The 21,458-nt window shown below is 42.1% G+C and carries 18 protein-coding genes; 17 read left to right on the forward strand and 1 reads right to left on the reverse strand.

Annotated features, from left to right (window positions below):
• The first annotated feature begins 75 nt into the window (after nt 1–75).
• The 10 genes from BLT29_RS08970 (at nt 76) to ftsZ (ending at nt 13,413) form a co-directional block, all read left to right on the forward strand.
• Nucleotides 76–1,209 (forward strand): glycosyltransferase, encoded by a 1,134-nt coding sequence (locus BLT29_RS08970; RefSeq protein ID WP_090775974.1) that lies wholly within the window; start codon nt 76–78, stop codon nt 1,207–1,209.
• A gap of 172 nt (nt 1,210–1,381) precedes the next feature.
• Nucleotides 1,382–3,316 carry a stage V sporulation protein D gene (locus tag BLT29_RS08975; protein ID WP_090775975.1) on the forward strand — a complete coding sequence of 645 codons (1,935 nt, stop codon included), beginning with the start codon at nt 1,382–1,384 and terminating at the stop codon, nt 3,314–3,316.
• Nucleotides 3,317–3,459: 143 nt separating this feature from the next.
• On the forward strand, nt 3,460–4,929 hold the full coding sequence (locus BLT29_RS08980) for a UDP-N-acetylmuramoyl-L-alanyl-D-glutamate--2,6-diaminopimelate ligase (protein WP_090776014.1): 1,470 nt from the start codon (nt 3,460–3,462) through the stop codon (nt 4,927–4,929).
• Nucleotides 4,926–6,287 (forward strand): UDP-N-acetylmuramoyl-tripeptide--D-alanyl-D-alanine ligase, encoded by a 1,362-nt coding sequence (locus tag BLT29_RS08985; RefSeq protein ID WP_090775976.1) that lies wholly within the window; start codon nt 4,926–4,928, stop codon nt 6,285–6,287. The genes BLT29_RS08980 and BLT29_RS08985 overlap by 4 nt, the downstream gene beginning before the upstream one ends.
• 1 nt (nt 6,288) lies before the next feature.
• Nucleotides 6,289–7,263 (forward strand): phospho-N-acetylmuramoyl-pentapeptide-transferase, encoded by a 975-nt coding sequence (gene mraY, locus BLT29_RS08990; protein WP_090775977.1) that lies wholly within the window; start codon nt 6,289–6,291, stop codon nt 7,261–7,263.
• Nucleotides 7,260–8,642 carry a UDP-N-acetylmuramoyl-L-alanine--D-glutamate ligase gene (gene murD / locus BLT29_RS08995; RefSeq protein WP_090775978.1) on the forward strand — a complete coding sequence of 461 codons (1,383 nt, stop codon included), beginning with the start codon at nt 7,260–7,262 and terminating at the stop codon, nt 8,640–8,642. The genes mraY and murD overlap by 4 nt, the downstream gene beginning before the upstream one ends.
• Nucleotides 8,643–8,730: 88 nt before the next feature.
• Nucleotides 8,731–9,828 carry a stage V sporulation protein E gene (gene spoVE / locus BLT29_RS09000; RefSeq protein ID WP_090775979.1) on the forward strand — a complete coding sequence of 366 codons (1,098 nt, stop codon included), beginning with the start codon at nt 8,731–8,733 and terminating at the stop codon, nt 9,826–9,828.
• A 44-nt stretch (nt 9,829–9,872) separates the two neighbouring features.
• The gene (locus BLT29_RS09005; protein WP_090775980.1) at nt 9,873–10,745 is read left to right on the forward strand and encodes a cell division protein FtsQ/DivIB; all 873 of its coding nucleotides are present in this window, start codon (nt 9,873–9,875) and stop codon (nt 10,743–10,745) included.
• A 218-nt stretch (nt 10,746–10,963) separates the two neighbouring features.
• Nucleotides 10,964–12,238: a cell division protein FtsA gene (gene ftsA, locus BLT29_RS09010; protein ID WP_090775981.1), complete on the forward strand. Its 1,275-nt coding sequence runs from the start codon at nt 10,964–10,966 to the stop codon at nt 12,236–12,238.
• Between the two features lie 38 nt (nt 12,239–12,276).
• Nucleotides 12,277–13,413 (forward strand): cell division protein FtsZ, encoded by a 1,137-nt coding sequence (gene ftsZ / locus BLT29_RS09015; RefSeq protein ID WP_090775982.1) that lies wholly within the window; start codon nt 12,277–12,279, stop codon nt 13,411–13,413.
• Nucleotides 13,414–13,485: 72 nt separating this feature from the next.
• Here the strand turns inward: ftsZ and BLT29_RS09020 are convergent, their stop codons facing one another.
• Nucleotides 13,486–14,586 carry a DegT/DnrJ/EryC1/StrS family aminotransferase gene (locus BLT29_RS09020; RefSeq protein ID WP_176763875.1) on the reverse strand — a complete coding sequence of 367 codons (1,101 nt, stop codon included), beginning with the start codon at nt 14,584–14,586 and terminating at the stop codon, nt 13,486–13,488.
• Nucleotides 14,587–14,753: 167 nt separating this feature from the next.
• Between BLT29_RS09020 and BLT29_RS09025 the strand changes: the two genes are divergently transcribed.
• The 7 genes from BLT29_RS09025 (at nt 14,754) to pgeF (ending at nt 21,458) form a co-directional block, all read left to right on the forward strand.
• A complete protein-coding gene (locus BLT29_RS09025) occupies nt 14,754–15,755 on the forward strand; it encodes a glycosyltransferase family 2 protein (protein WP_090775984.1) in 1,002 nt (333 codons plus the stop codon).
• 46 nt (nt 15,756–15,801) lie between these two features.
• Nucleotides 15,802–16,890 carry a Gfo/Idh/MocA family protein gene (locus BLT29_RS09030; protein ID WP_176763876.1) on the forward strand — a complete coding sequence of 363 codons (1,089 nt, stop codon included), beginning with the start codon at nt 15,802–15,804 and terminating at the stop codon, nt 16,888–16,890.
• Nucleotides 16,883–17,584, forward strand: a complete 702-nt coding sequence (locus BLT29_RS09035; protein WP_090775986.1) for a DapH/DapD/GlmU-related protein — start codon at nt 16,883–16,885, stop codon at nt 17,582–17,584. Before BLT29_RS09030 ends, BLT29_RS09035 begins: the two co-directional genes overlap by 8 nt.
• 236 nt (nt 17,585–17,820) lie before the next feature.
• Nucleotides 17,821–18,723 (forward strand): sigma-E processing peptidase SpoIIGA, encoded by a 903-nt coding sequence (gene spoIIGA, locus BLT29_RS09040; protein WP_090775987.1) that lies wholly within the window; start codon nt 17,821–17,823, stop codon nt 18,721–18,723.
• Nucleotides 18,724–18,743: 20 nt separating this feature from the next.
• Nucleotides 18,744–19,457, forward strand: a complete 714-nt coding sequence (sigE, locus tag BLT29_RS09045) for an RNA polymerase sporulation sigma factor SigE (protein ID WP_090775988.1) — start codon at nt 18,744–18,746, stop codon at nt 19,455–19,457.
• A gap of 61 nt (nt 19,458–19,518) precedes the next feature.
• On the forward strand, nt 19,519–20,391 hold the full coding sequence (gene sigG / locus BLT29_RS09050) for an RNA polymerase sporulation sigma factor SigG (protein ID WP_245701191.1): 873 nt from the start codon (nt 19,519–19,521) through the stop codon (nt 20,389–20,391).
• Between the two features lie 251 nt (nt 20,392–20,642).
• Nucleotides 20,643–21,458: a peptidoglycan editing factor PgeF gene (pgeF, locus tag BLT29_RS09055; RefSeq protein WP_090775990.1), complete on the forward strand. Its 816-nt coding sequence runs from the start codon at nt 20,643–20,645 to the stop codon at nt 21,456–21,458.

A 21,458-nucleotide genomic window follows, 5' to 3' on the forward strand; every position in this document is an offset into this window, starting at 1 on the left:
TAAAGGAGGCAGTTTGTGCCCATTGTCAGGAGAATAAAATGTCTACTGACAATATAATTGGATGGGAGGTTTACTATGATTACAGTAAGTTTATGTATGATTGTAAAAAATGAGGAAGATGTTTTAGCACGGTGTTTGGACACAATTAAAGACTGCGTTGATGAAATTAATATTGTTGATACGGGATCGACGGATCGGACGGTAGAGATTGCAAAGCAATACACAGACCGCGTCTTTTTCTTTGAATGGACGGGAAGATTTGCTGACGCACGAAATGAGTCATTTAAGTACGCGACAAAAGATTACATTTTATATTTGGATGCAGACGATGTCGTCTTGGAAGAGGATAGAGAAAAGTTTAAGAAATTAAAAGAGACCTTAGACCCAGCCGTAGATTCTGTATCGATGTTTTACAATGCCGGCATGGATCAATTTGGGAATGTGACGTTAAGGTACCGAAGAAATCGTTTAGTGAAAAGAGAAAAAAACTTTCAATGGGGTGGAGACGCACACAACTATTTAAACGTCTTCGGACATATTATTAACTCTGATATTGGTATTACGCATAAAAGTGTTAGACATGCAACGGGAAGAAATTTATCTATTTACAAAGACAAAATTGAGCGTGGCGATAGCTTCTCACCACGAGATTATTTTTACTATGGGAATGAGTTACGAGAAAATGGCCATCCTGAAGAAGCGATCGAGTCCTATGATAAATGTATTGCGTTAAAGGAAGGATGGGTTGAAGACAAATTTTATGCTTGTATTAATAAGGCTGATTGTTATACACGATTAAAAGAGAACCAAAAAGCATTGGAATCTTTGTTTCAGTCATTTGTCTTTTCAAGAACGCCGCGTCCGGAGGCGTGTAGTAGGATAGGAGATAAGTTTAAAGTAGCAAATCAATTCAAGGACGCATCCTATTGGTATGAATTGGCTGTATTAATGAAACCGGATGAAAACCAGTGGAGCTTTAGTTATCCAGCATTTTCAACTTGGTATCCGCATCTCCAACTATGTGTTTGTTACGATAAGCTTGGCGATATAGAAAAGTCTTATGAGAATAATGAAAAGGCACGAGAATATCGACCACAAGACCCAGCTGTCCTTCATAATAAACATTACTTGGAAAAAAAGATGGAGAAGCTAAAAGAAGAGAAAGAGAAAAAAGAGCAAGAAAAAGAAGATAAAGTGGAGAAAGAATGACGGAGAAGTAAATTATGAAGAGGACGATAAAGAAAAGAGGGTGCATGGCACCTTCTTTTCTGTTTTAAAGACAGGTGTTCTATCATGTTTTCACGTGAGTAAGCTTGTTCTAACGTAAGCATTTTTGTCATACGTTAAACTACGTTTAGTGTTTGAAAGTGAGGGAATCTCTATGCGCGTATCAAATATTACCGTACGGAAGCGGCTCATTCTTGCTCTTTTTGTAGGAATGATCGTTTTTAGTATTATCATTGGACGTTTAGCGTTTGTTCAATTTGGACAAGGGGCGTGGTTGACAGAAAAAGCGGAAGACTCTTGGGGAAGAAATATTCCTTTTGAACCGAAAAGAGGGGAAATCATAGACCGAAATGGGATCGCATTAGCGACAAACGTTAGTGCGCCGTCTGTCATTGTATTTCCGCGTCAAGTAACAGATGTGGCTGAATCAGTGGAGAAGTTGGCATCTGTACTAGAAATGGATCGTGAAAAAGTATACGAGGCGTTGACAAAGCAGGCGTCTAGCGTGTGGTTACGTCCTGAGGGACAAAAATTACCACAAGAGAAAGCACAAGAAGTGCGGCGTCTCGGTTTATCGGGGGTCTACATTGCTGAAGACGCCAAACGTCATTATCCGTTTGGCAGTTATTTGTCTCACGTGCTTGGTTTCGCCGGTATTGATAATCAGGGATTAACTGGACTTGAGCATTATTATGATGAAAGGTTAAAGGGCGAAAAAGGGTTTGTGTCCTTTTTTTCGACTGCAAAAGGGACAAAGATGCCAAACTTGGCGGATGAATATGAGGCACCGATGAATGGGCTAGATTTAATGTTGACAATTGATAGTCGTGTGCAAACAATTATGGAGCGAGAGCTTGATCTAGCTGAAGCGAAATATGATCCAGATGGTGTTATCGCACTTGCAATGAACCCAAAAACAGGGGAAATTTTAGCGATGAGCAGCCGCCCTCATTTTAATCCTGAGCACTATCGGGATGTACCAGCGGAAATTTATAATCAAAATAAACCAGTTTGGATGCAATATGAGCCTGGCTCTACATTCAAGCTCATTACACTTGCGGCGGCATTGGAAGAAGGTTTAGTTGATTTAGACCACGATACTTTTTATGACCCTGGTCATGTGAAAGTAGGTGGCCGCAAATTAAGGTGCTGGAAAAAAGGTGGGCACGGTTCGCAAACATTCCTTGAAGTGGTACAAAATTCTTGTAACCCTGGGTTTGTAGAATTAGGACAACGTTTAGGGAAAGAGCGGTTATTTTCTTACATCAAAAGTTTTGGTTTCGGAGAGAAGACAGGGATTGATTTGCAAGGGGAAGGAACGGGCATATTGTTTCACCCTGACAATATCGGGCCTTTAGAGCAAGCAACAACGTCATTTGGGCAAGGGGTCGCAGTAACGCCGTTGCAACAAGTCGTCGCAGTGTCGGCGGCGATTAACGGGGGCTATGTGTATCAACCGCAGCTCGCACGGGCATGGATGAATGGAGAAACAGGGGAAGTGATTGAACGAATGGCACCCGTGCAGAAGCGTCAAGTCATTTCTGCTGAGACGTCAGAACAAATTCGGTATGCGATGGAAAACGTTGTCGCAAAAGGTTCTGGAAAGGGCGCATTTGTGGATGGTTATCGTGTTGGTGGCAAGACAGGTACAGCACAGAAAGCAAAAGATGGGCGCTACTTAGAGAACAATCATATCGTGTCTTTCATTGGGATGGCACCGGCAGATGATCCACAAATTGTGGTGTATGTGGCAGTTGATAACCCAAAAGGGACTGTACAGTTTGGTGGCGTAGTGGCTGCACCCATTGGTGGCACGATTATTGGAGATAGTTTAGAAGCCATGGGGGTTGAAAAGCGGACAGACCAAATTGAAAAAGAATTAACGTGGCTTGATGAACCGTTAGTTGAAGTGCCTGATTTGGTAGGACTTACGCGGAGAGAAATTAATGAGGCTTACTATGAGTTGCAATTAAACATGTCCGGAGATGGGGAGACAGTTGTACAACAATCGCCTAAATCAGGTACACGTGTTGAAAAAGGTGCAACAATTCGTGTTTATATGGGTGACAAAATCGCCGGAAACGACTAAAATAGATGTAGTTGTTATAGAAATCAGGAGTTAGGGACCAGAATTCAGGTAGGAAGCAGATTTGAATGGGAACGATCTCGTTGATAGGCTTAAACCTGACTTCTGGCAACAAACTTCCGTATTCTGGCATTGGAGGCATCATTATGACATTACAACAATTGCTTCGGGTATTGAGGGAAGTCTATGATCTCGATCCCGAAGCTCAAAACATACATGTAACGCGATTGGATATGGATTCACGTTCAGTGAGAGAGGGGACGTTGTTTTTCTGTATAAAGGGGTATACCGTTGATGGACATGACTATGCAGCACAAGCAGTCGCAAATGGCGCTGTGGCAATTGTGTCAGAGCGTCCGTTATCTTTGTCTGTGCCCGTCGTGGTTGTTCGCGATACAAAGCGGGCGATGGCTCGTCTAGCAAGTCATTTTTACAATGAGCCTACGAAGCATCTGCATTTAATTGGTGTGACAGGTACGAATGGGAAAACATCTGTATCACATATGCTCGCGCAATTATTTGAGGACGCAGGGAAACCATCAGGCTTAATTGGGACGTTGTATACAAAGATAGGCAAGGAGACACTTGAAACAGCTAATACAACACCAGAGTCACTGATTTTACAAAAACGTTTTTCAACAATGCTTGAAAGAAATATTGAAACAGCTGTGATGGAAGTATCATCCCATGCCCTTGACCTAGGTCGGGTTCATGGATGTGATTTTGATGTCGCTGTGTTTACAAATTTAACGAGAGATCATTTAGATTATCATGAGACGATGGAGCAATATTTGTTTGCAAAAGGGTTGTTATTTTCACAGTTAGGCAATACATACAATGGGAAGGTGGCAGTAATAAACATAGATGACCCCGCAGCACATCAACTAATGAAAATGACAGCGGTAGATGTGGTTACGTATGGTATAGACGCGCCTGCCCATGTCACAGCGGAAGAGATTCAGGTGACCGCAAGTGGGACGACATTTTTACTTTGTGCATTTGGTGAAAAAGTCGCGATCACGCTACCATTAATTGGGCGCTTTAATGTATACAATGCATTGGCAACCACGGCAGCAGCGCTTGCTTCTGGTTTGTCACTTGTACAAATAAAACAAAGTTTGCCTCGTGTGAGTGGGGTAGCCGGTCGATTTGAGCGGATTGATGAAGGTCAAGACTTTACGGTCATTGTCGATTATGCTCATACACCCGACAGTTTAAAAAATGTATTAATGACTGTACAACAGTTAACAAAACAAGCAGTGACGGTTGTTATTGGTTGTGGTGGCGATCGTGATGTAACGAAGCGCCCTATCATGGGAAAAATTGCGACAGGTTATGCAACACGAGCAATTTTTACTTCAGATAACCCCCGTACAGAAGCACCGGAAAAGATTTTGGATCAAATTGTGCAAGGTGCATCGGACAGCGATGACACATACGAAGTGGTGATTGATCGACGAATGGCCATTCGTCATGCCATTTCTCAAGCGAAAAAAGGTGATGTGATCGTCATTGCTGGAAAAGGACATGAAACGTATCAAGAAATTGGACACGAACGTATGTATTTTGATGATCGGCTAGAAGCGAGAGAAGCGATAAAGGAGTATTTAAAATGAGTATAGATGCGACATTGGTTCAAAAAGTTGCGCTGCGTCAGCGTCTAGCAAATGATACACGTACGTTTGCATCTGTTTCCACCGATACACGTCATCACTCACCGCAGTCATTATTCGTACCATTACGCGGAGAACGATTTAATGGGCATACCTTTTTAGATGCCGCGATTGAAGCTGGTGCGACGGCGACTTTATGGCAGGAAGATGAGGCGTTGCCACGAGAGGTTCCCGATACTTTCCAAGTTTACTATGTAACAGATACAACGGAGGCATTACAAAACCTTGCCCGACTGTATAGAGAACATGTGAATCCATTTATCATTGGTATCACAGGTTCGAACGGCAAAACAACGACAAAAGATATGGTGGCAACACTACTTGAGCCGTTGGGTGTCGTTCATAAGACAAAAGGTAACTTCAATAACCACATTGGTGTTCCGCTCTCGTTACTTTCAATGCCTAGTCATTGTGATTATGCTGTCATTGAGCTAGGGATGAACCATCCAGGAGAGATTGCGTTTTTGTCGCGCTTAGCGGCACCAAATGCGGCGATTGTGACAAATATTGGTGAGGCGCATATTGCTGCTTTTGGATCTCGGACAGGAATTGCGGATGAAAAGATGTCCATCCGGTCAGGTCTTACAAATGAAAAATGGTTATGGATTGATGGTGATGAATCGCTGTTAACAGCGTATGCAGATGAGGCAACCACTGTTGGATATGCCTCGCAGGCAGATGTGTATATCAATGCGATAACGCCACTGAAAACGGGTTATACATTTAAAATCAATTCAAATGTGAGCTTCTCTCTTCCCATGCTTGGTGAACACAACATTAAAAATGTAACGTATGCAATTTCATTAGCGCAACGACTAGGATTAGAAACAGAGAGGATCCAGAAACAAATGAATATAATAGAAGTGAGTGGGATGCGACTAGAACCATTGCAAGGACCAAATGGTGTGACCATTGTTAATGACGCATACAATGCGAACCCAACATCAATGAAGGCGGCAATCGAGACAGTGAAATCATTACCGGGGTATAAGGAACGTGTGCTTGTACTTGGTGGAATTTATGAACTTGGGGAAGCGGAAGAAGCTTTGCATAAAAGTGTGGCTGAAGTCATCGAAGCACCTATTACAACGGTAATCACCGTTGGAGACAAAGGTTACTGGATTCATGAGGCGCTTACGCTACGCGCATTACCGCACATTACATGCATCCATGTATATAGTGTAGACGAAGCCAAAAAGCATTTATCCCCTTATTTAAAAGAAAATACGGTTGTATTACTTAAAGCTTCACGTGCAGTTGCGCTTGAAAAAGTATTACCGGCTGTCAAAGGAGGTTTTTAAAATGGAAGAACGAACACTTTTATTCGTTCTCCTTCTCTCGTTTGCGGCTGCGGTTTTGTTGTTACCGCTATTCATCCCTTTTTTACGGAGATTAAAGTTTGGGCAAAGCATTCGCGAAGAAGGACCAAAATCGCACCACAAAAAAACCGGAACACCGACAATGGGTGGGATTGTCATTGTCTTAGCTGTATTCATCACAACATTGTTCATTGGGTTTGTTTTCTCCTCTTTTAGTGAGGAGTTATGGTTATTGTTATTGGTTACGCTCGGTTATGGTATAGTTGGGTTTTTAGATGATTATTTAAAAGTCATACGAAAACATAATTTAGGACTTACCTCGAAGCAAAAACTCGTCGGACAATTGGTGATTGCCGCCTTATTTTATGCTGGATTACTTTATATTGGGCTTGATACCACAATTTCAATCCCCGGGACAACTGTCATGATTGAATTAGGATGGTTTTATGCTGTACTTGTTGTTGTCATGCTCATTGCTGGAAGTAATGCTGTCAATTTGACAGATGGCTTAGATGGTTTACTTGCAGGAACAGGTGCGATTGCATTTGGTGCGTTTGCAATCTTGGCATGGAGTGTTGAGTTATTTGACACGGCTTTATTTGCTGCGGCAATTGTTGGGTCAGTTCTAGGGTTCCTTGTGTTTAATGCACATCCCGCAAAAGTTTTTATGGGTGATACGGGTTCTCTCGCGCTTGGTGGTGCCATTGCGGCAATAGCGATTTTAACAAAGATGGAATTAATGTTAATTGTTATTGGTGGCGTATTTGTTATTGAAACACTTTCTGTCATTATTCAAGTCATCTCATTTAAAACGACAGGTAGACGTGTGTTTAAAATGAGTCCGCTTCACCATCATTATGAGCTATGTGGCTGGTCAGAGTGGCGTGTGGTCGTCACATTTTGGAGTATTGGTATGGTGTTTGCAATTATAGGTGTATATATGGGTGTGTCTTTATGAGAAAAAATCAAGATAAATTGAAAGAAAAGAAAATCCTTGTTTTAGGTATGGCGAAAAGTGGGGCGGCTTGTGCAACATTGCTGGTGCAATTGGGTGCAGTTGTCACGATAAATGATGCAAAAGAACGAATGGATCATCCTGAAGCGAGTGATCTTGAAGCGCTAGGGGTGAAGGTTGTTTGCGGTGGTCATCCGTTATCGTTGTTAGATGATATAGACGTCGTCATTAAAAATCCAGGAATTCGATATGACAATGTGCTTGTGAAAACTGCGTTGGAGAAAGGGCTTCCTGTTTGGACAGAGATTGAATTGACGACGATGCTTTCTGAAGCGGATGTCATTGCAATCACGGGTTCAAATGGGAAAACGACGACGACAACACTTGTAAATGACATGTTAAAAGATAGCGGAAGAACACCGCGTATGGCTGGAAACATTGGTATTGTTGCATCTACAGTAGCGGCCAATGCAACGAAGCAAGATATTCTTGTACTAGAGTTGTCTAGTTTCCAATTAATGGGGACAGACGCTTTCAAGCCGAAAATTGCCGTTTGGCTTAATTTGTTTGATGCCCATCTTGATTACCATGGGAGCCGAGATGCTTACATTGCAGCAAAGGCAAAGATCGCTGCAAATTTAACGGCAGAAGATTACCTTGTTTATAATGCTGATGATACGCAAGTAGTAAAAGAAGTGAGCAGGTTAGGTGGAACAAAAGTCCCCTTTTCGCGTAAAGAACAGCAAGAAGCGGGTGCCTATTTACACGAAGGGATGATTATGTTTCGTGGAGAACAAGTCATGCCACTAGCAGAAGTGGTGCTTCCTGGTGAACATAATACAGAAAATATGTTAGCAGCAGTTGCCGCAGCAAAATTAGCTGGTGCGACATCGGCACAAATTTACCGGGTGCTCACGTCTTTTTCTGGGGTGAAGCATCGCTTACAATTCGTGGGGACATGGGAAGGGCGTTCGTTTTATAACGATGCAAAAGCGACAAACGTGTTGGCGACGCAAGCAGCCCTTTCTTCGTTCACAAAGCCAACGATTTTGCTCGCGGGTGGTCTTGATCGCGGTCACTCTTTTGAGGAGCTTCGTTCAAGTATGGCGCACGTAAAAGCAGTGATCGCTTTTGGGGAGACACGCAAGCGTTTGGCGTCTTTTGCAGAAAAGGCAGGCAGTACCGCTGTTGTCGTAAACAATATTGGAGAAGCGGTGCGTGAAGCACTAAAGTATTCAAATGAAGGAGACGTTATTTTGCTTTCTCCAGCGTGTGCAAGTTGGGATCAATATCGCACATTTGAAGAGCGTGGGGACGCTTTTTTACAAGCGGTCGCGATGGAGACGATGCCTCACTTTAAACCTCCAAACGCCGATGTGTAAACATTGTTCTCGTTCTTACACTTCTAAATGAACGTGCTTGTTCATATTGTACAAGTATACGTCGTAGGAGTGAGAGGTGTTCACATACATGTACAAGCAAAAGTCTGCACCAGATTATATGCTGCTTTGTCTTACACTCGCCCTATTAACAATTGGTTTAGTGATGGTTTATAGTGCGAGTGCAGCATGGGCGTCTTACCGTTTTGAAGACCCGTACTTCTTTGCAAAACGGCAACTTTTTTTTGGTGGTACAGGGGTTGTGCTCATGCTTGGAATGATGCGGATTGATTATTGGACATGGCGCACTTACAGTAAAGTGCTGCTTCTCATTTGTTTTTTATTATTAATCGTGGTCTTAATTCCTGGGGTTGGCTTAGTGCGTGGAGGAGCGCGCAGTTGGCTTGGTGTAGGGGCTTTTTCTATCCAGCCTTCAGAGTTTATGAAAATCGCGATGATTATCTTCTTAGCATGGTACTTGGCAAAATACCAAAAACGAATTGTCTCGTTTAAAAAAGGACTCGTGCCTTCTTTAGGGCTTGTATTGATTGCATTTGGTTTAATTATGTTACAGCCTGACCTAGGAACAGGTGCGGTGATGGTGGCGACGTGTGTGGTCATGATTTTTGTGTCTGGTGCGCGCATCATGCATTTTGCTTTGCTTGGTTTATTAGGTCTCGCGGGTTTTGTCGGTTTGATTGCCAGTGCGCCTTACCGTATTGAACGGATCCAATCTTTCTTAGACCCATGGAGTGACCCATTAGGAAGTGGATTTCAAATTATCCAGTCACTATTTGCGATCGGTCCAGGTGGATTGTTCGGAATGGGATTAGGTGAAAGCCGGCAGAAGTATTTTTATTTACCAGAGCCACAAACCGATTTTATTTTCTCTATTTTGGCAGAGGAAATGGGTTTTTTAGGTGGGTTGGCCGTGTTGCTTTGTTTTTTGTTGCTTTTTTGGAGAGGGATTCGTATCGCATTAGGTGCACCAGATTTATTCGGGAGTTTTCTAGCAATTGGAATTACAACCATGATTGTCATTCAAGTCATGATTAATATCGGCGTTGTGACCGGACTTATCCCAGTAACGGGCATCACGCTTCCGTTGCTGAGCTATGGTGGCTCATCGTTAACTTTAATGTTGCTCTCCATTGGTATATTACTGAATATTAGTCAACATGCACGTTAAAGCGTGCGATTGCCAAAATATTTTTAGAAAATAGAGGATTTTTTGTGCACGATAGCGAATGGATTGTAGCCAAGAAACTTTTTCTCATTGGGCAAACATTGCTATGTTCATTTATTAAGGAGTTGAAAAACGATTTTGTGATGAAAAATGATAAAGTTGTCACAATGCCACCAATCAAGGAGCAAAGAAAAAGAAAATCCAATCGTCGTTTACTGATGTTCGTACTATTATTTTTCTTCTTTTTGCTTGTGCTTGTTTATTTTCAAAGTCCGTTTAGCAAAGTCGATAAACTGATTGTGACTGGCAACGAGTTGATTGAAGAAAACGAACTGATGAGAGAAAGTGGGATACGTGAAGGAGATAGTATGTGGCAATTGTCTTTAGATGAGAAAGAGGCACAAATAACAACGTTAAGAGGGATAAAATCGGTGTCGATTGAAAAGAAGTGGCCAACAACCGTCGTCATGACCATTGAAGAACATGAACGTGTTGGCTATGTTCTTGTCGACGACACATATGCACCTATCCTCGCTTCTGGGGAGAAGCTCGCACCTGTTTCTTTTGCGAAAGTACTTGGTGATGCGCCAATCTTGATCGGTTTCTCAGAGCAGCGTTGGTTAAAGACTTTAAGCAAAGAATTGGCCAAAACGGATCCAGCCGTGATGAAATGTATTTCTGAAATAATGCCGATGCACGTGGAAGATGATCAAGTAGCATTGGCCGTCTATATGACAGATGGGATCGAAGTACGTACATCACTTGAGGGATTTGCGGAATATATGCGTCCATATTTGAAGGTGTCTTCTCAAATAGATGCATCACAACCTGGCGTGTTGCATATGAAATTAAGTCCCTATTTCCAAGCAGCTAATCAAGGATTAAATGAGGATCGTGGCGGTGTGGAGGCAAATGATTAAAAATAGGTGGACACTTATCTATCATGTTGCACAATCTTCCTTATAATTTGTTGAGGTTTTTCCTTTTCTCTGCGCTGATCTTAGTGTAGACTTATAGAGGAGAAATAGTGAGATTAAAGGATTTGCGTGTTCGCTGTTGAATACATTACATATTCAGAAGAAGCGAAGTCTCAAAGTAAGGTCGACATCAAGACTGTGTAGACAAGGAGGTTCGGCGGGTGAGTAGCGAAACGTATGTAAGTTTAGATATTGGTACATCTTCTGTTCGAGTCATCATTGCAGAGCTCACAAACGGCTCAATGAATATTTTGGGTGTAGGAAATGCACCTTCAAAAGGTGTGCGCAAAGGCGTCATCGTTGATATAGATGAGACTGTGCAGTCCATTAGGTGTGCAATAGATGAAGCTGAGAGAATGGTTGGCGTAAAAATACAACAAGTCGTCGTTGGCGTCAATGGCAGTCATGTTGAGTTGACACCTTGCCATGGGGTAGTCGCTGTATCGAGCAGTGATCGTGAAATTGGGCACGAAGATGTACAGCGTGTACTTGAGGCAGCGCAAGTGTTATCGATCCCTCCAGAGAGAGAAATTATCGACGTATTGCCGAAGCAATTTATTGTAGACGGTTTAGACGAGATTACTGATCCACGTGGCATGATTGGCGTTCGCCTAGAGGTCGAAGGTACAATGGTCACTGGATCAAAAACCGTGTTGCATAATTTGTTACGCTGTGTTGAGCGGGCGGGACTTGAAGTGGCTGATATTTGTTTGCAGTCGCTTGCTACTGGTGCGGTGGCGGTATCGAAAGATGAAAAACGCCTCGGCGTTTGTGTATTAGATATTGGTGGTGGATCGACAACGATATCTGTTTTTGAACAAGGAACATTACAAGCTACAATGGTTTTACCGGTCGGTGGCGACCATATTACAAATGACCTCGCAATTGGATTGAGAATGACAACAGAAGAGGCAGAACGAGTGAAATGTCAACATGGACATGCGTTTATTGATGAGGCTGCCCGTGAAGAAATCGTCACAATTGAACAAGTAGGCGACGATGAAAAGCAGACAGTCACGCAACTAGAACTGGCTCGTGTCATTGAACCACGGCTGGAGGAGTTATTTGAGCTTGTTGCAAAAGAACTTGTTCGTCTTGGTTTTAAGCACTTTCCAAGTGGATTTGTATTAACAGGTGGCACAGTAAGCTTGCCTGGGGTACTAGAATTGGCAAAGGATATGTTAAATGGCACGGTGCGAACAGCAATCCCGAATTATATTGGTGTACGGGAGCCGACGTATACGGTCAGCATTGGTCTGATCCAGTTTTCTCATAAATATATGCACATGAAGGGAAGAGAGGTTGCCGCTGCTTTTGCGCAAGTGACAGAAGATACACCGCGAGGTACGACGGCTTCTAAACAACCATCTGGGAAACAAGCGCAGCAGAAGAATGAATCCAAGGTAAAAAAGATGTTTAAGTCATTATTTGAATAAGACAAGCCGTCATACAGTCTGGTTAGGGGGATTTTGAGATGTTTGATTTTGAAATGGATATGGATCAATTGGCGCAAATAAAAGTGATTGGTGTTGGAGGTGGTGGCTCTAACGCTGTCAACCGTATGATTGAAAATGGACTGCAAGGTGTTGAATTCATTGCAGTCAATACAGATGCCCAAGCGTTACACCTTTCTAAAGCGGAGAAGAAGCTACAACTTGGTGGCAAATTAACACGAGGTTTAGGTGCTGGTGCCAACCCGGAGATCGGAAAAAAGGCAGCCGAAGAAAGTCGGGAGCAATTAGAAGAAGTTCTGCAAGATTCAGATATGGTGTTCATCACTGCTGGCATGGGTGGAGGCACAGGCACAGGGGCCGCACCTGTCATTGCTGAAGTTGCAAAAGAAATTGGTGCGCTTACAGTAGGTGTTGTGACACGCCCGTTTACTTTTGAAGGACGCAGACGTCAAACACAAGCGTTTGCAGGGATTGCAGCATTGAAAGAAAAGGTGGACACATTGATTGTTATTCCGAATGATCGCTTACTAGAAATTGTTGATAAAAATACACCGATGCTTGAAGCATTTAGAGAAGCAGATAATGTATTACGCCAAGGGGTACAAGGCATTTCTGATTTGATCGCGACACCGGGGTTAATTAACCTTGACTTTGCAGATGTTAAGACGGTGATGAGTGAAAAAGGTTCCGCGCTCATGGGTATTGGCGTGGCCAATGGTGAAATGCGGGCGTCAGAAGCTGCGAAAAAAGCGATATCTAGTCCACTCTTGGAAACATCTGTTGATGGGGCGCAAGGTGTGCTCATGAATATTACTGGTGGTACGAACTTAAGTTTATATGAAGTACATGAAGCAGCTGAGATTGTGTCGGAAGCTTGTGATGCAGAAGTAAACATGATCTTTGGTTCTGTCATCAACGAGAATTTAAAAGATGAAATCATTGTCACAGTTATTGCAACTGGATTTGAAGATTCCGGTGAGCAAAAGTCGGGTGCTTCAGTCTCAGGGCAAGGGAAATCACATGTTGTCTCCGGGGCAAAGGGAGAGCAGAAACGATCAGAGGATCGTTTTAAGACACTTACTAAAGAGCAGGCGAATGCATCAGCAGATACGCTTGATGTGCCAACATTTTTACGTAATCGCCGCAAACGTTCATAGAAACGATCCATACGATGAAAAAGCCAAAAAGAGCACTCGTGCTCTTTTTGGCTTTTTACGTGTGCTTGAATTTTAGATAGGATCGTATGATTTCAATGTTTCAATGACTCGTTTCTGATCTTCTATGCTCAAGTAAGGGTGCATCGGTAAAGCCAACAAACGTAAAATCTTTTCTTCGCATACGGGAAAGTCACCTTGCGTATAACCGAGATGTTGGTACACTTTTTGAAGGTGTAGAGGTAATGGATAATAGACACCGCTAGCAATTTCTTGTGTTTTTAAGTGCGTATGAATGTGATCGCGGTGTGGATGCTCGATACAGTAAAGATGAAAACAATGACTTTCCTCGCTTGTAACATAGGGTGTCCGAATGTTATTTGTACCCTCCAGCACACTGTAACGATGAGCGTGAGCAACTCGTTTGTTTGTCCACTCATCGATGTATGGCAGACATACTCTCAAGATTGCTGCATGGATTTCGTCTAACCTACTATTGTATCCAATTTCATCATGGTAGTTCTTTACTTTCGTACCGTGATGACGTAGCTGTTTCACTCTGCGGGCAATATCTTCTGATTGTGTGACAATTAAACCGCCATCACCAATGGTTGACAGATTTTTGGTCGGGAAAAATGAGAAGCAGCCGATGTCGCCAATTGTTCCTGATTTTTTTCCTTTCCATGCGGCGCCAAAAGCTTGGCAAGCATCTTCAATGACAAAAAGCCGATGCGCTTTGGCAATCTCATTTATGAAGGGTACATCACACATTTGTCCATACAAGTGTACAGGAAGGATTGCACGGGTTTTATTTGTAATTTTTTCCTCAATTTTATGTGGATCGAGGTTGTAAGTATATGGATCGATGTCAACGAAAACAGGTGTGGCGCCAACAGAAGAAATCGCTTCTGCCGTGGCAAAAAAAGTTAACGGTGTCGTAATCACTTCATCCCCGTAGCCAATATCCAAAGCCCGCAAAGCTAAGATGAGTGCATCAGTCCCGTTTGCAACAGAAACAGCATGTTTACTCTTTAAATAGTGACAAACTTCTTCTTCAAACGAGGAAACTTCTGTGCCTAAAATAAATTGTCCACGATCAATCACACGGGTGACAGCTTGTAAGATATCATCTTTTAAAAACTGGAACTGATGATTGACTTGAGCGAGCGAAATCACTTTTATCACCTCTTCAGAAGGATGGGCGTATACATCTGTACTACGTATATGAAAACTAACAAGAATTAATACAATTGTGCTTGAATAAATTATCATATGGCTTCGTATGTGTAAGGTAGGAGTGGTGGAAAAACGAGGAGAATAACTTTGCTTGAGGAGTGATAGGAATGACAAAACCGTTGGTTTCATTGTGTATGATTGTAAAAGATGAAGAAAAATCGATTGCGCGTGGCTTAAATAGTGTGAAAGATTTTGTAGACGAAATCATTATTGTTGATACGGGTAGCACAGATATGACAATGGATATTTGCAAAAAATTTACGGACAATATTTTTTCATTTACATGGTCGAATCACTTTGCAGCAGCACGTAATGACAGCATTAGTCGAGCGACGGGGGAATGGATATTATATATGGACGCCGATGAAGAGATAGACATTAAAAACGCAAAAAAGTTAAGGAAGAAGTTAAAAAGCCGTGAAGAAACGGTGTTGTATATATCTGTTCTTAATTATGTGGGAGAGGAAAAAGATGAAAGAGAAGTGTATCAAGCATATCAACCGCGACTTTTCCGTAATGAGAAAGGTTTGGCTTTTAAAAATCGTATTCATGAAACATTAGATATTTCAGAAGACATATCGGCAGGAACGTTTCCTTTAAAATTGAATCACTATGGTTATTTAAAAGAAAGCGTAGACGAAAAAGATAAACATGGACGAAATGTGGAACTTTTACAGCTTGAATATCAAGAAGGCAATGATCATCCGTGGGTGATGTATCATATGGCGTCGGAGTATTACAGAGTGAAAGACTATGAATCAGCTTTTCAACTCGTTAATATTGCAATTATGGAATTTGTAAAGCGAGATTCATTGCCGCCATCAGTATTATATCGATTAAAATATGCAGTGATCTTTGAGTCTGGTCACTATGAGGGGGGCTGGCCAAGTATTGCGCAAGCTATCAAATTATATCCAGACTATGTAGATTTACATTTCATGAAAGCACAATTTTTGTTTGAATTAGGTCATTATACAGAGGCTGCAGAAACATGTGACCAATGCATGAAATTAAAAGAAGATGACCATCGGTATTTAATTTTGAATGGGGCGGGTAGTTTTCGAGCAAAAGAGTTAAAAGCAAAGTGTTTGAAGTCATTAAGGAAATAGTTTGGGTGGAGGAGGCAGCATCATTCTAGATGTGGGGGAGCGAATCGTGAAACTAAAACTCGGAATTATTGGCTGTGGACAAATTACAGAGAAACATTGTCAGGCGCTTGCATCTGTCGATCAAATTGCTGTAAAGGCATTAAGTGACCTGTCACGCGAAAGAATGCATCATATTGCTTATAAGGTCGCGAATGAACAGACGCGTCATACATTTATTTCTTTGTATGATGACTATCGACAGATGCTTGCAAATGAAGAACTGGACATTATTTTGGTGGCAACAAGTTCTGGGGTGCACGCTGAGATGGTTCAGAACGCACTCGAGGCAGGCAAGCATGTGATTGTTGAGAAGCCCCTTGCGCTTTCGCTATCAGAATCTAGATTATTATCACAACTAGCAAAAGATAAACGTCGTTTACTACTTGTTTGTTATCAGAGAAGGTATATGAATGCCATGATGAAGCTAAAGGGAATGATCAATGAAGGATTGCTTGGAGAGATTTATTACGGTGTTGGTACAATTACTGTGAATCGTTCAGAAGAATATTACGAGCAAGTGCCGTGGAGGGGGACGTGGGCTCAAGATGGCGGCATGCTTGTGAACCAAGGCATCCATATTGTTGACTTGCTTGTATGGTTGCTTGGAGACGTGTCACAAGTGTATGGGAACATGATGAGAGTAAAACCGTACAAAGAAACAGAAGATGTTGCCTTTGGTTTACTGCACTTTAAAAATGGTGCGCATGGACTCATCGAGGCAAACACGATTTCTTTACCAAATCATAATGATTGTTCACTTAAAATATTTGCTGAAAAAGGTGTTGTGACGATTCGGGGTAGTTTGTTAGATAAAATTGAGTCTTTTGAGGTGGTGGGTGTTAAAGTAGACGAAAAAATGTTACATGCAGACGGATTAGAGCGTGTTCGCATGTACGAAGCTTATGTCAATCGTATATTAGGGGAAAAAGAAGACGCTCATTATGTGAGTGGGGAGGATGCTGAGCGCGCATTAGAAACAATCTTTGCTTTATATCAATCTACAGTATCTAAGTGCCCTGTGCAATTGCCCTTAACATCTTTTTCTACGGAAAAAATGAAGGATCATTTTGAGAAGGGGGGTCATTTCGTTGATTGATGAGCGGGCGCAGTTAGGCGAAAATGTGCAGATTGGACAGTTTGTGGTGATTGAGGCTGATGTATACATTGGAAATGATGTGGAAATTGACCATCATTGTGTCATTAAAGAAGGAACCATCATTGAAGACGGGGTGAAAATTAAATCTTTTAGTTTGCTTGGAAATAGCCCAGTGAAAAATAAAAAAATGGCCCGAAAACCGAGGGAAGATTTGCAGCCGTTGGTCATTGAACGTGATGTGGTGATTGGCAGCCATGTTACTTTGTACAAAGGAACAACAATTTGTGAAGGTGCTTTAATTGCTGATCATGTCAGCGTCAGAGAGCAAACAAAAATAGGCAAACAGTCAATTATAGGTCGGCATGCGATGGTGGAGCCAGATACGTTTATTGGTGAACGTGTAACTATTCAAACGGGCACGTATGTGACAGGCGGTACAACGATTGAAGACAACGCATTTCTTGGCCCGTGTTGTGCAATGTCCAATGACAAGTATATGGCTTCTGGACGTGGACACCATAAAGGTCCGGTCATTCGTGAAGGTGCAAAAATTGGGCATCATGCAAGTTTGTTGCCTCGTGTAGAGATCGGAAAAGGTGCAGTTGTAGGTGCAGGTGCAGTCGTGACTAAAGATGTTTTACCTGACACAACGGTTGTAGGAAACCCGGCTAAACCATTGATTACAAAAAAATAGCGTGAATGACGCTGTGAGAGCGATGTGAGCGGATTGCTTTGCATCGTTTTTTTTTCGTGTTTTTGACATGCCACAAACGATCGAGAGAAGGGGACAATCTTTGCTAAAACTTTTCAAAATAACAATGGTGCTTGGATCAGGAAGTGACAGAATTTCACTTTCGTATCTTTTATACTGAAAACAGATAAAGAAAGAGAAGCGCCGCTTTTAAAACAATGCTGCCGAGGAGGGCAAGCATGATTGTTTATCTGGACTTAATTTGGTTGTTAAATGTCGGCATTGATTATTTATTGCTCGCCTGCACAGCATTGTTATTAAAACGTCGTTTTCAACATGTCAGGATGTTACTCGGTGCATTGATTGCCTCTGCCATTGTGTTTCTCATGTTTACACCACTGGCATCATGGTTTCTCCATCCACTCGTGAAGCTCGTCTATTCAGCGATGATCGTTGTAGTTTCTTTTGGTTATCGACGAATGACCTATTTCTTACAAGGGTTAGCAACATTTTATTTTGTTGCATTTATCACCGGTGGTGGGTTGTTTGCTTTACATTACTTTTTCCAAACAGATGCGGATGTGTTGGCATATTTACCTGGTTATGGTCTAGGTGGGCCAATGATAAGTTGGATATTTGTGCTCATTTGTGTACCGCTTGTGTTGTATTTTGCCAAACAACAAGTGGCTAGTTTTGAAGTGAAAAAAGTAAATAGTGAGCAACTGGTCGATGTGGAATGTTGGATAGACGGCGTGTGTGTTGTTGTAACAGGTTTCATAGATACTGGCAATCAGTTGCGAGATCCAATGACACGTACACCGGTCATGATCATTGAGACGCATTTATTGTATGAGCATTTTACGAAAGAACAGCTTGATGTCATCACATCTTTACGAACGGACGTGGATCATCACGATTATCCATTGTTGGCACGGATGAGAATTGTCCCTTTTCGCGCAGTGGGGCAAGCAAAACCTTTTTTAGCAGCGTTAAAACCTGACCGTGTTCGCCTCACTCATGGTGGAGACGTGTATGAGACGAGAAACGTGTTAATAGGATTGTACGAGCGAACCCTTTCTCCAGAAGCTACTTTTCAATGTATTGTTCACCCACAACTTATTCAAAAACAAGCAGTCTCATAGACAATAAGGGGGAATTTGTCATGATCAAATTAAAACTACGGTTATTTTGGTATCGATTGCTTTACAAGCTCGGATTAAAAGCGGATGAGATTTATTACATAGGTGGAAGTGAGGCGTTGCCACCACCGTTGTCAAAAGAAGAAGAAGCAACCCTTTTAGAGAAATTGCCGCTTGGAGATGAGGCGGTTCGAGCGGTTTTAATTGAACGCAACTTGCGGCTCGTTGTATACATTGCGAGGAAGTTTGAGAACACAGGCATCAACATTGAAGATTTAATTAGCATTGGTACGATTGGTTTAATTAAAGCAGTGAATACGTTTAATCCTGAGAAAAAAATTAAGCTTGCAACGTATGCTTCTCGCTGTATCGAAAATGAGATTTTAATGTATTTACGACGCAACAATAAAACACGCTCAGAAGTTTCTTTTGATGAACCATTAAACATTGATTGGGATGGCAACGAATTGCTATTATCAGATGTGCTTGGGACAGATGATGATATTATTACAAAAGGAATTGAAGAACAAGTTGATCGTAAATTGCTTGTGAAGGCGCTGCATACGTTGAGTGATCGTGAGAAACAAATTATGGAGCTCCGTTTTGGTCTGTCAGGTCAGGAAGAAAAAACACAAAAAGATGTGGCAGATTTGCTTGGTATATCGCAATCTTATATTTCTCGGCTAGAAAAGCGGATCATTAAACGATTGCAAAAAGAGTTCAAAAAAATGGTGTAGTCTCGGAAATATTTTTTGATCGTTCAAATGCGTTTAGAGAAGGCGTCGCGCTTATTTAAACATGTCGCTAAATGTCGAGATATGCATATTTTTCCTCCTGTCGGACATACTTCTCCTGACATCATTTTCCGTTCAGGGGGGAAAGAATTTGACTCGAAACAAAGTAGAGATTTGTGGTGTAGATACATCGAAGTTACCTGTACTAAAGAACACTGAAATGAGGGAGTTATTCACCCGCCTTCAAGACGGATATGAGCCCGCGCGTGAGACGCTTGTGAATGGAAACTTGCGCCTAGTATTAAGTGTCATTCAAAGGTTTCATAATCGTGGTGAGCATGTCGATGACTTATTTCAAGTTGGCTGTATTGGTTTAATGAAATCAATTGACAACTTTGATTTAAGTCAAAATGTGAAGTTTTCTACTTATGCAGTCCCGATGATTATCGGTGAGATTCGCCGTTATTTACGTGACAATAACCCCATTCGTGTGTCACGGTCGTTACGAGACATTGCTTATAAAGCACTACAAACACGTGATCAAATGATGGCGGAGAAAAAGCGTGAAAAAGAGCCAACAGTGCAAGAAATTGCAAAAGCGTTAGATGTGCCAAAAGAAGATATCGTTTTTGCGCTCGATGCCATTCAAGATCCAGTGTCACTGTTTGAGCCAATTTATAATGACGGCGGTGATCCGATTTTTGTGATGGATCAAATTAGTGATGACCGTGAGAAAGACACAGACTGGGTCGAGGCAATGGCGTTGAAAGAAGCGATGCTGCGTTTAAATGACCGAGAGAAAACCATTGTCAATATGCGCTTTTTTCAAGGGAAAACACAGATGGAAGTCGCCGATGAAATCGGCATTTCGCAAGCACAAGTGTCTCGCTTGGAGAAAGGTGCAATTCGGCAAATGAACAAGCATATTGAATCGTAAAAAGGCTGAACCCTATATGTTAAAAGGTACTTTTCATCGTAGACAAGGATGAAAAGTACCTTTTTTGCTTTTGTTAAGAAAGTATCGTTTCTCGTTTACTGTTTCCTGTGGTAAAATGTAAGGGAGATAAGGTTTCCGGAGGTTAGAAGTCAGATCCGGGAATAGAGTGAAGCATTTAAAGGGTTAATACGGTCAGTTTTTAATCTCAGGCGGCTGACTTCTGTGTTCTGGAAAGTGAGGTACATCACGTGATGTGGAAAGAAATATCGACCCGTTTTTTAGAAGCCTCTACACTCACAACATTGATGCCACATTTGGTTGCGGGGTTTACAACAAGGGAAGGTGGCGTAAGTGAGCTTCCTTATGCCACATGTAATTTGGGATTCCATGTTCATGATGATGCCGCTGCTGTGATTCGCAACAGAGAGCGACTTGCTTCTGACTTGGCGTTCCCGCTCGATTGTTGGGTAGGGAGTGAACAAGTGCATGAGACAACGATTCGTTATGTCACGAATAAAGATAAGGGGAGGGGTGCGTATTCGCTCAGCGATGCCCTGCCAGCAACAGATGGATTATATACAAATGAGTCTGGGATTTTACTCACGAGTTTGTATGCAGATTGTACCCCGCTTTATTTTGTCGCACCACGTGCACGTTTGATTGGTCTTTGTCACGCTGGATGGCGTGGAACGGTACAGCAAATCGGACAAAAGCTTGTGTCGCTATGGCAAACGAAACATCATGTGCCGATAGAGGATATTCATGTCTTCATCGGACCCTGTATTTCTGGACACAAGTATGAAGTCGATCAGGCTGTGATTGATCGTGTAACCGCCATTGTTCCAGTAGGGGCCGTGCCACCGTATCAGCAAGTACGTGAGGGACATTATACCCTTGACTTGCGTATGCTCCATCAGCAACTGTTTCAAGCAGCAGGTCTTTGTATGACGCAAATTTATACTGCACCCGAGTGTACATACATTGATCCACGCTTTTTTTCTTATCGTCGAGAGAAAGGCCAGACAGGTAGAATGATGAGTGTCATAGGGATGAGGAGTGGGAAATAA

Source organism: Shouchella lonarensis, from assembly GCF_900096965.1.
Lineage (GTDB): Bacteria > Bacillota > Bacilli > Bacillales > Bacillaceae_D > Shouchella > Shouchella lonarensis.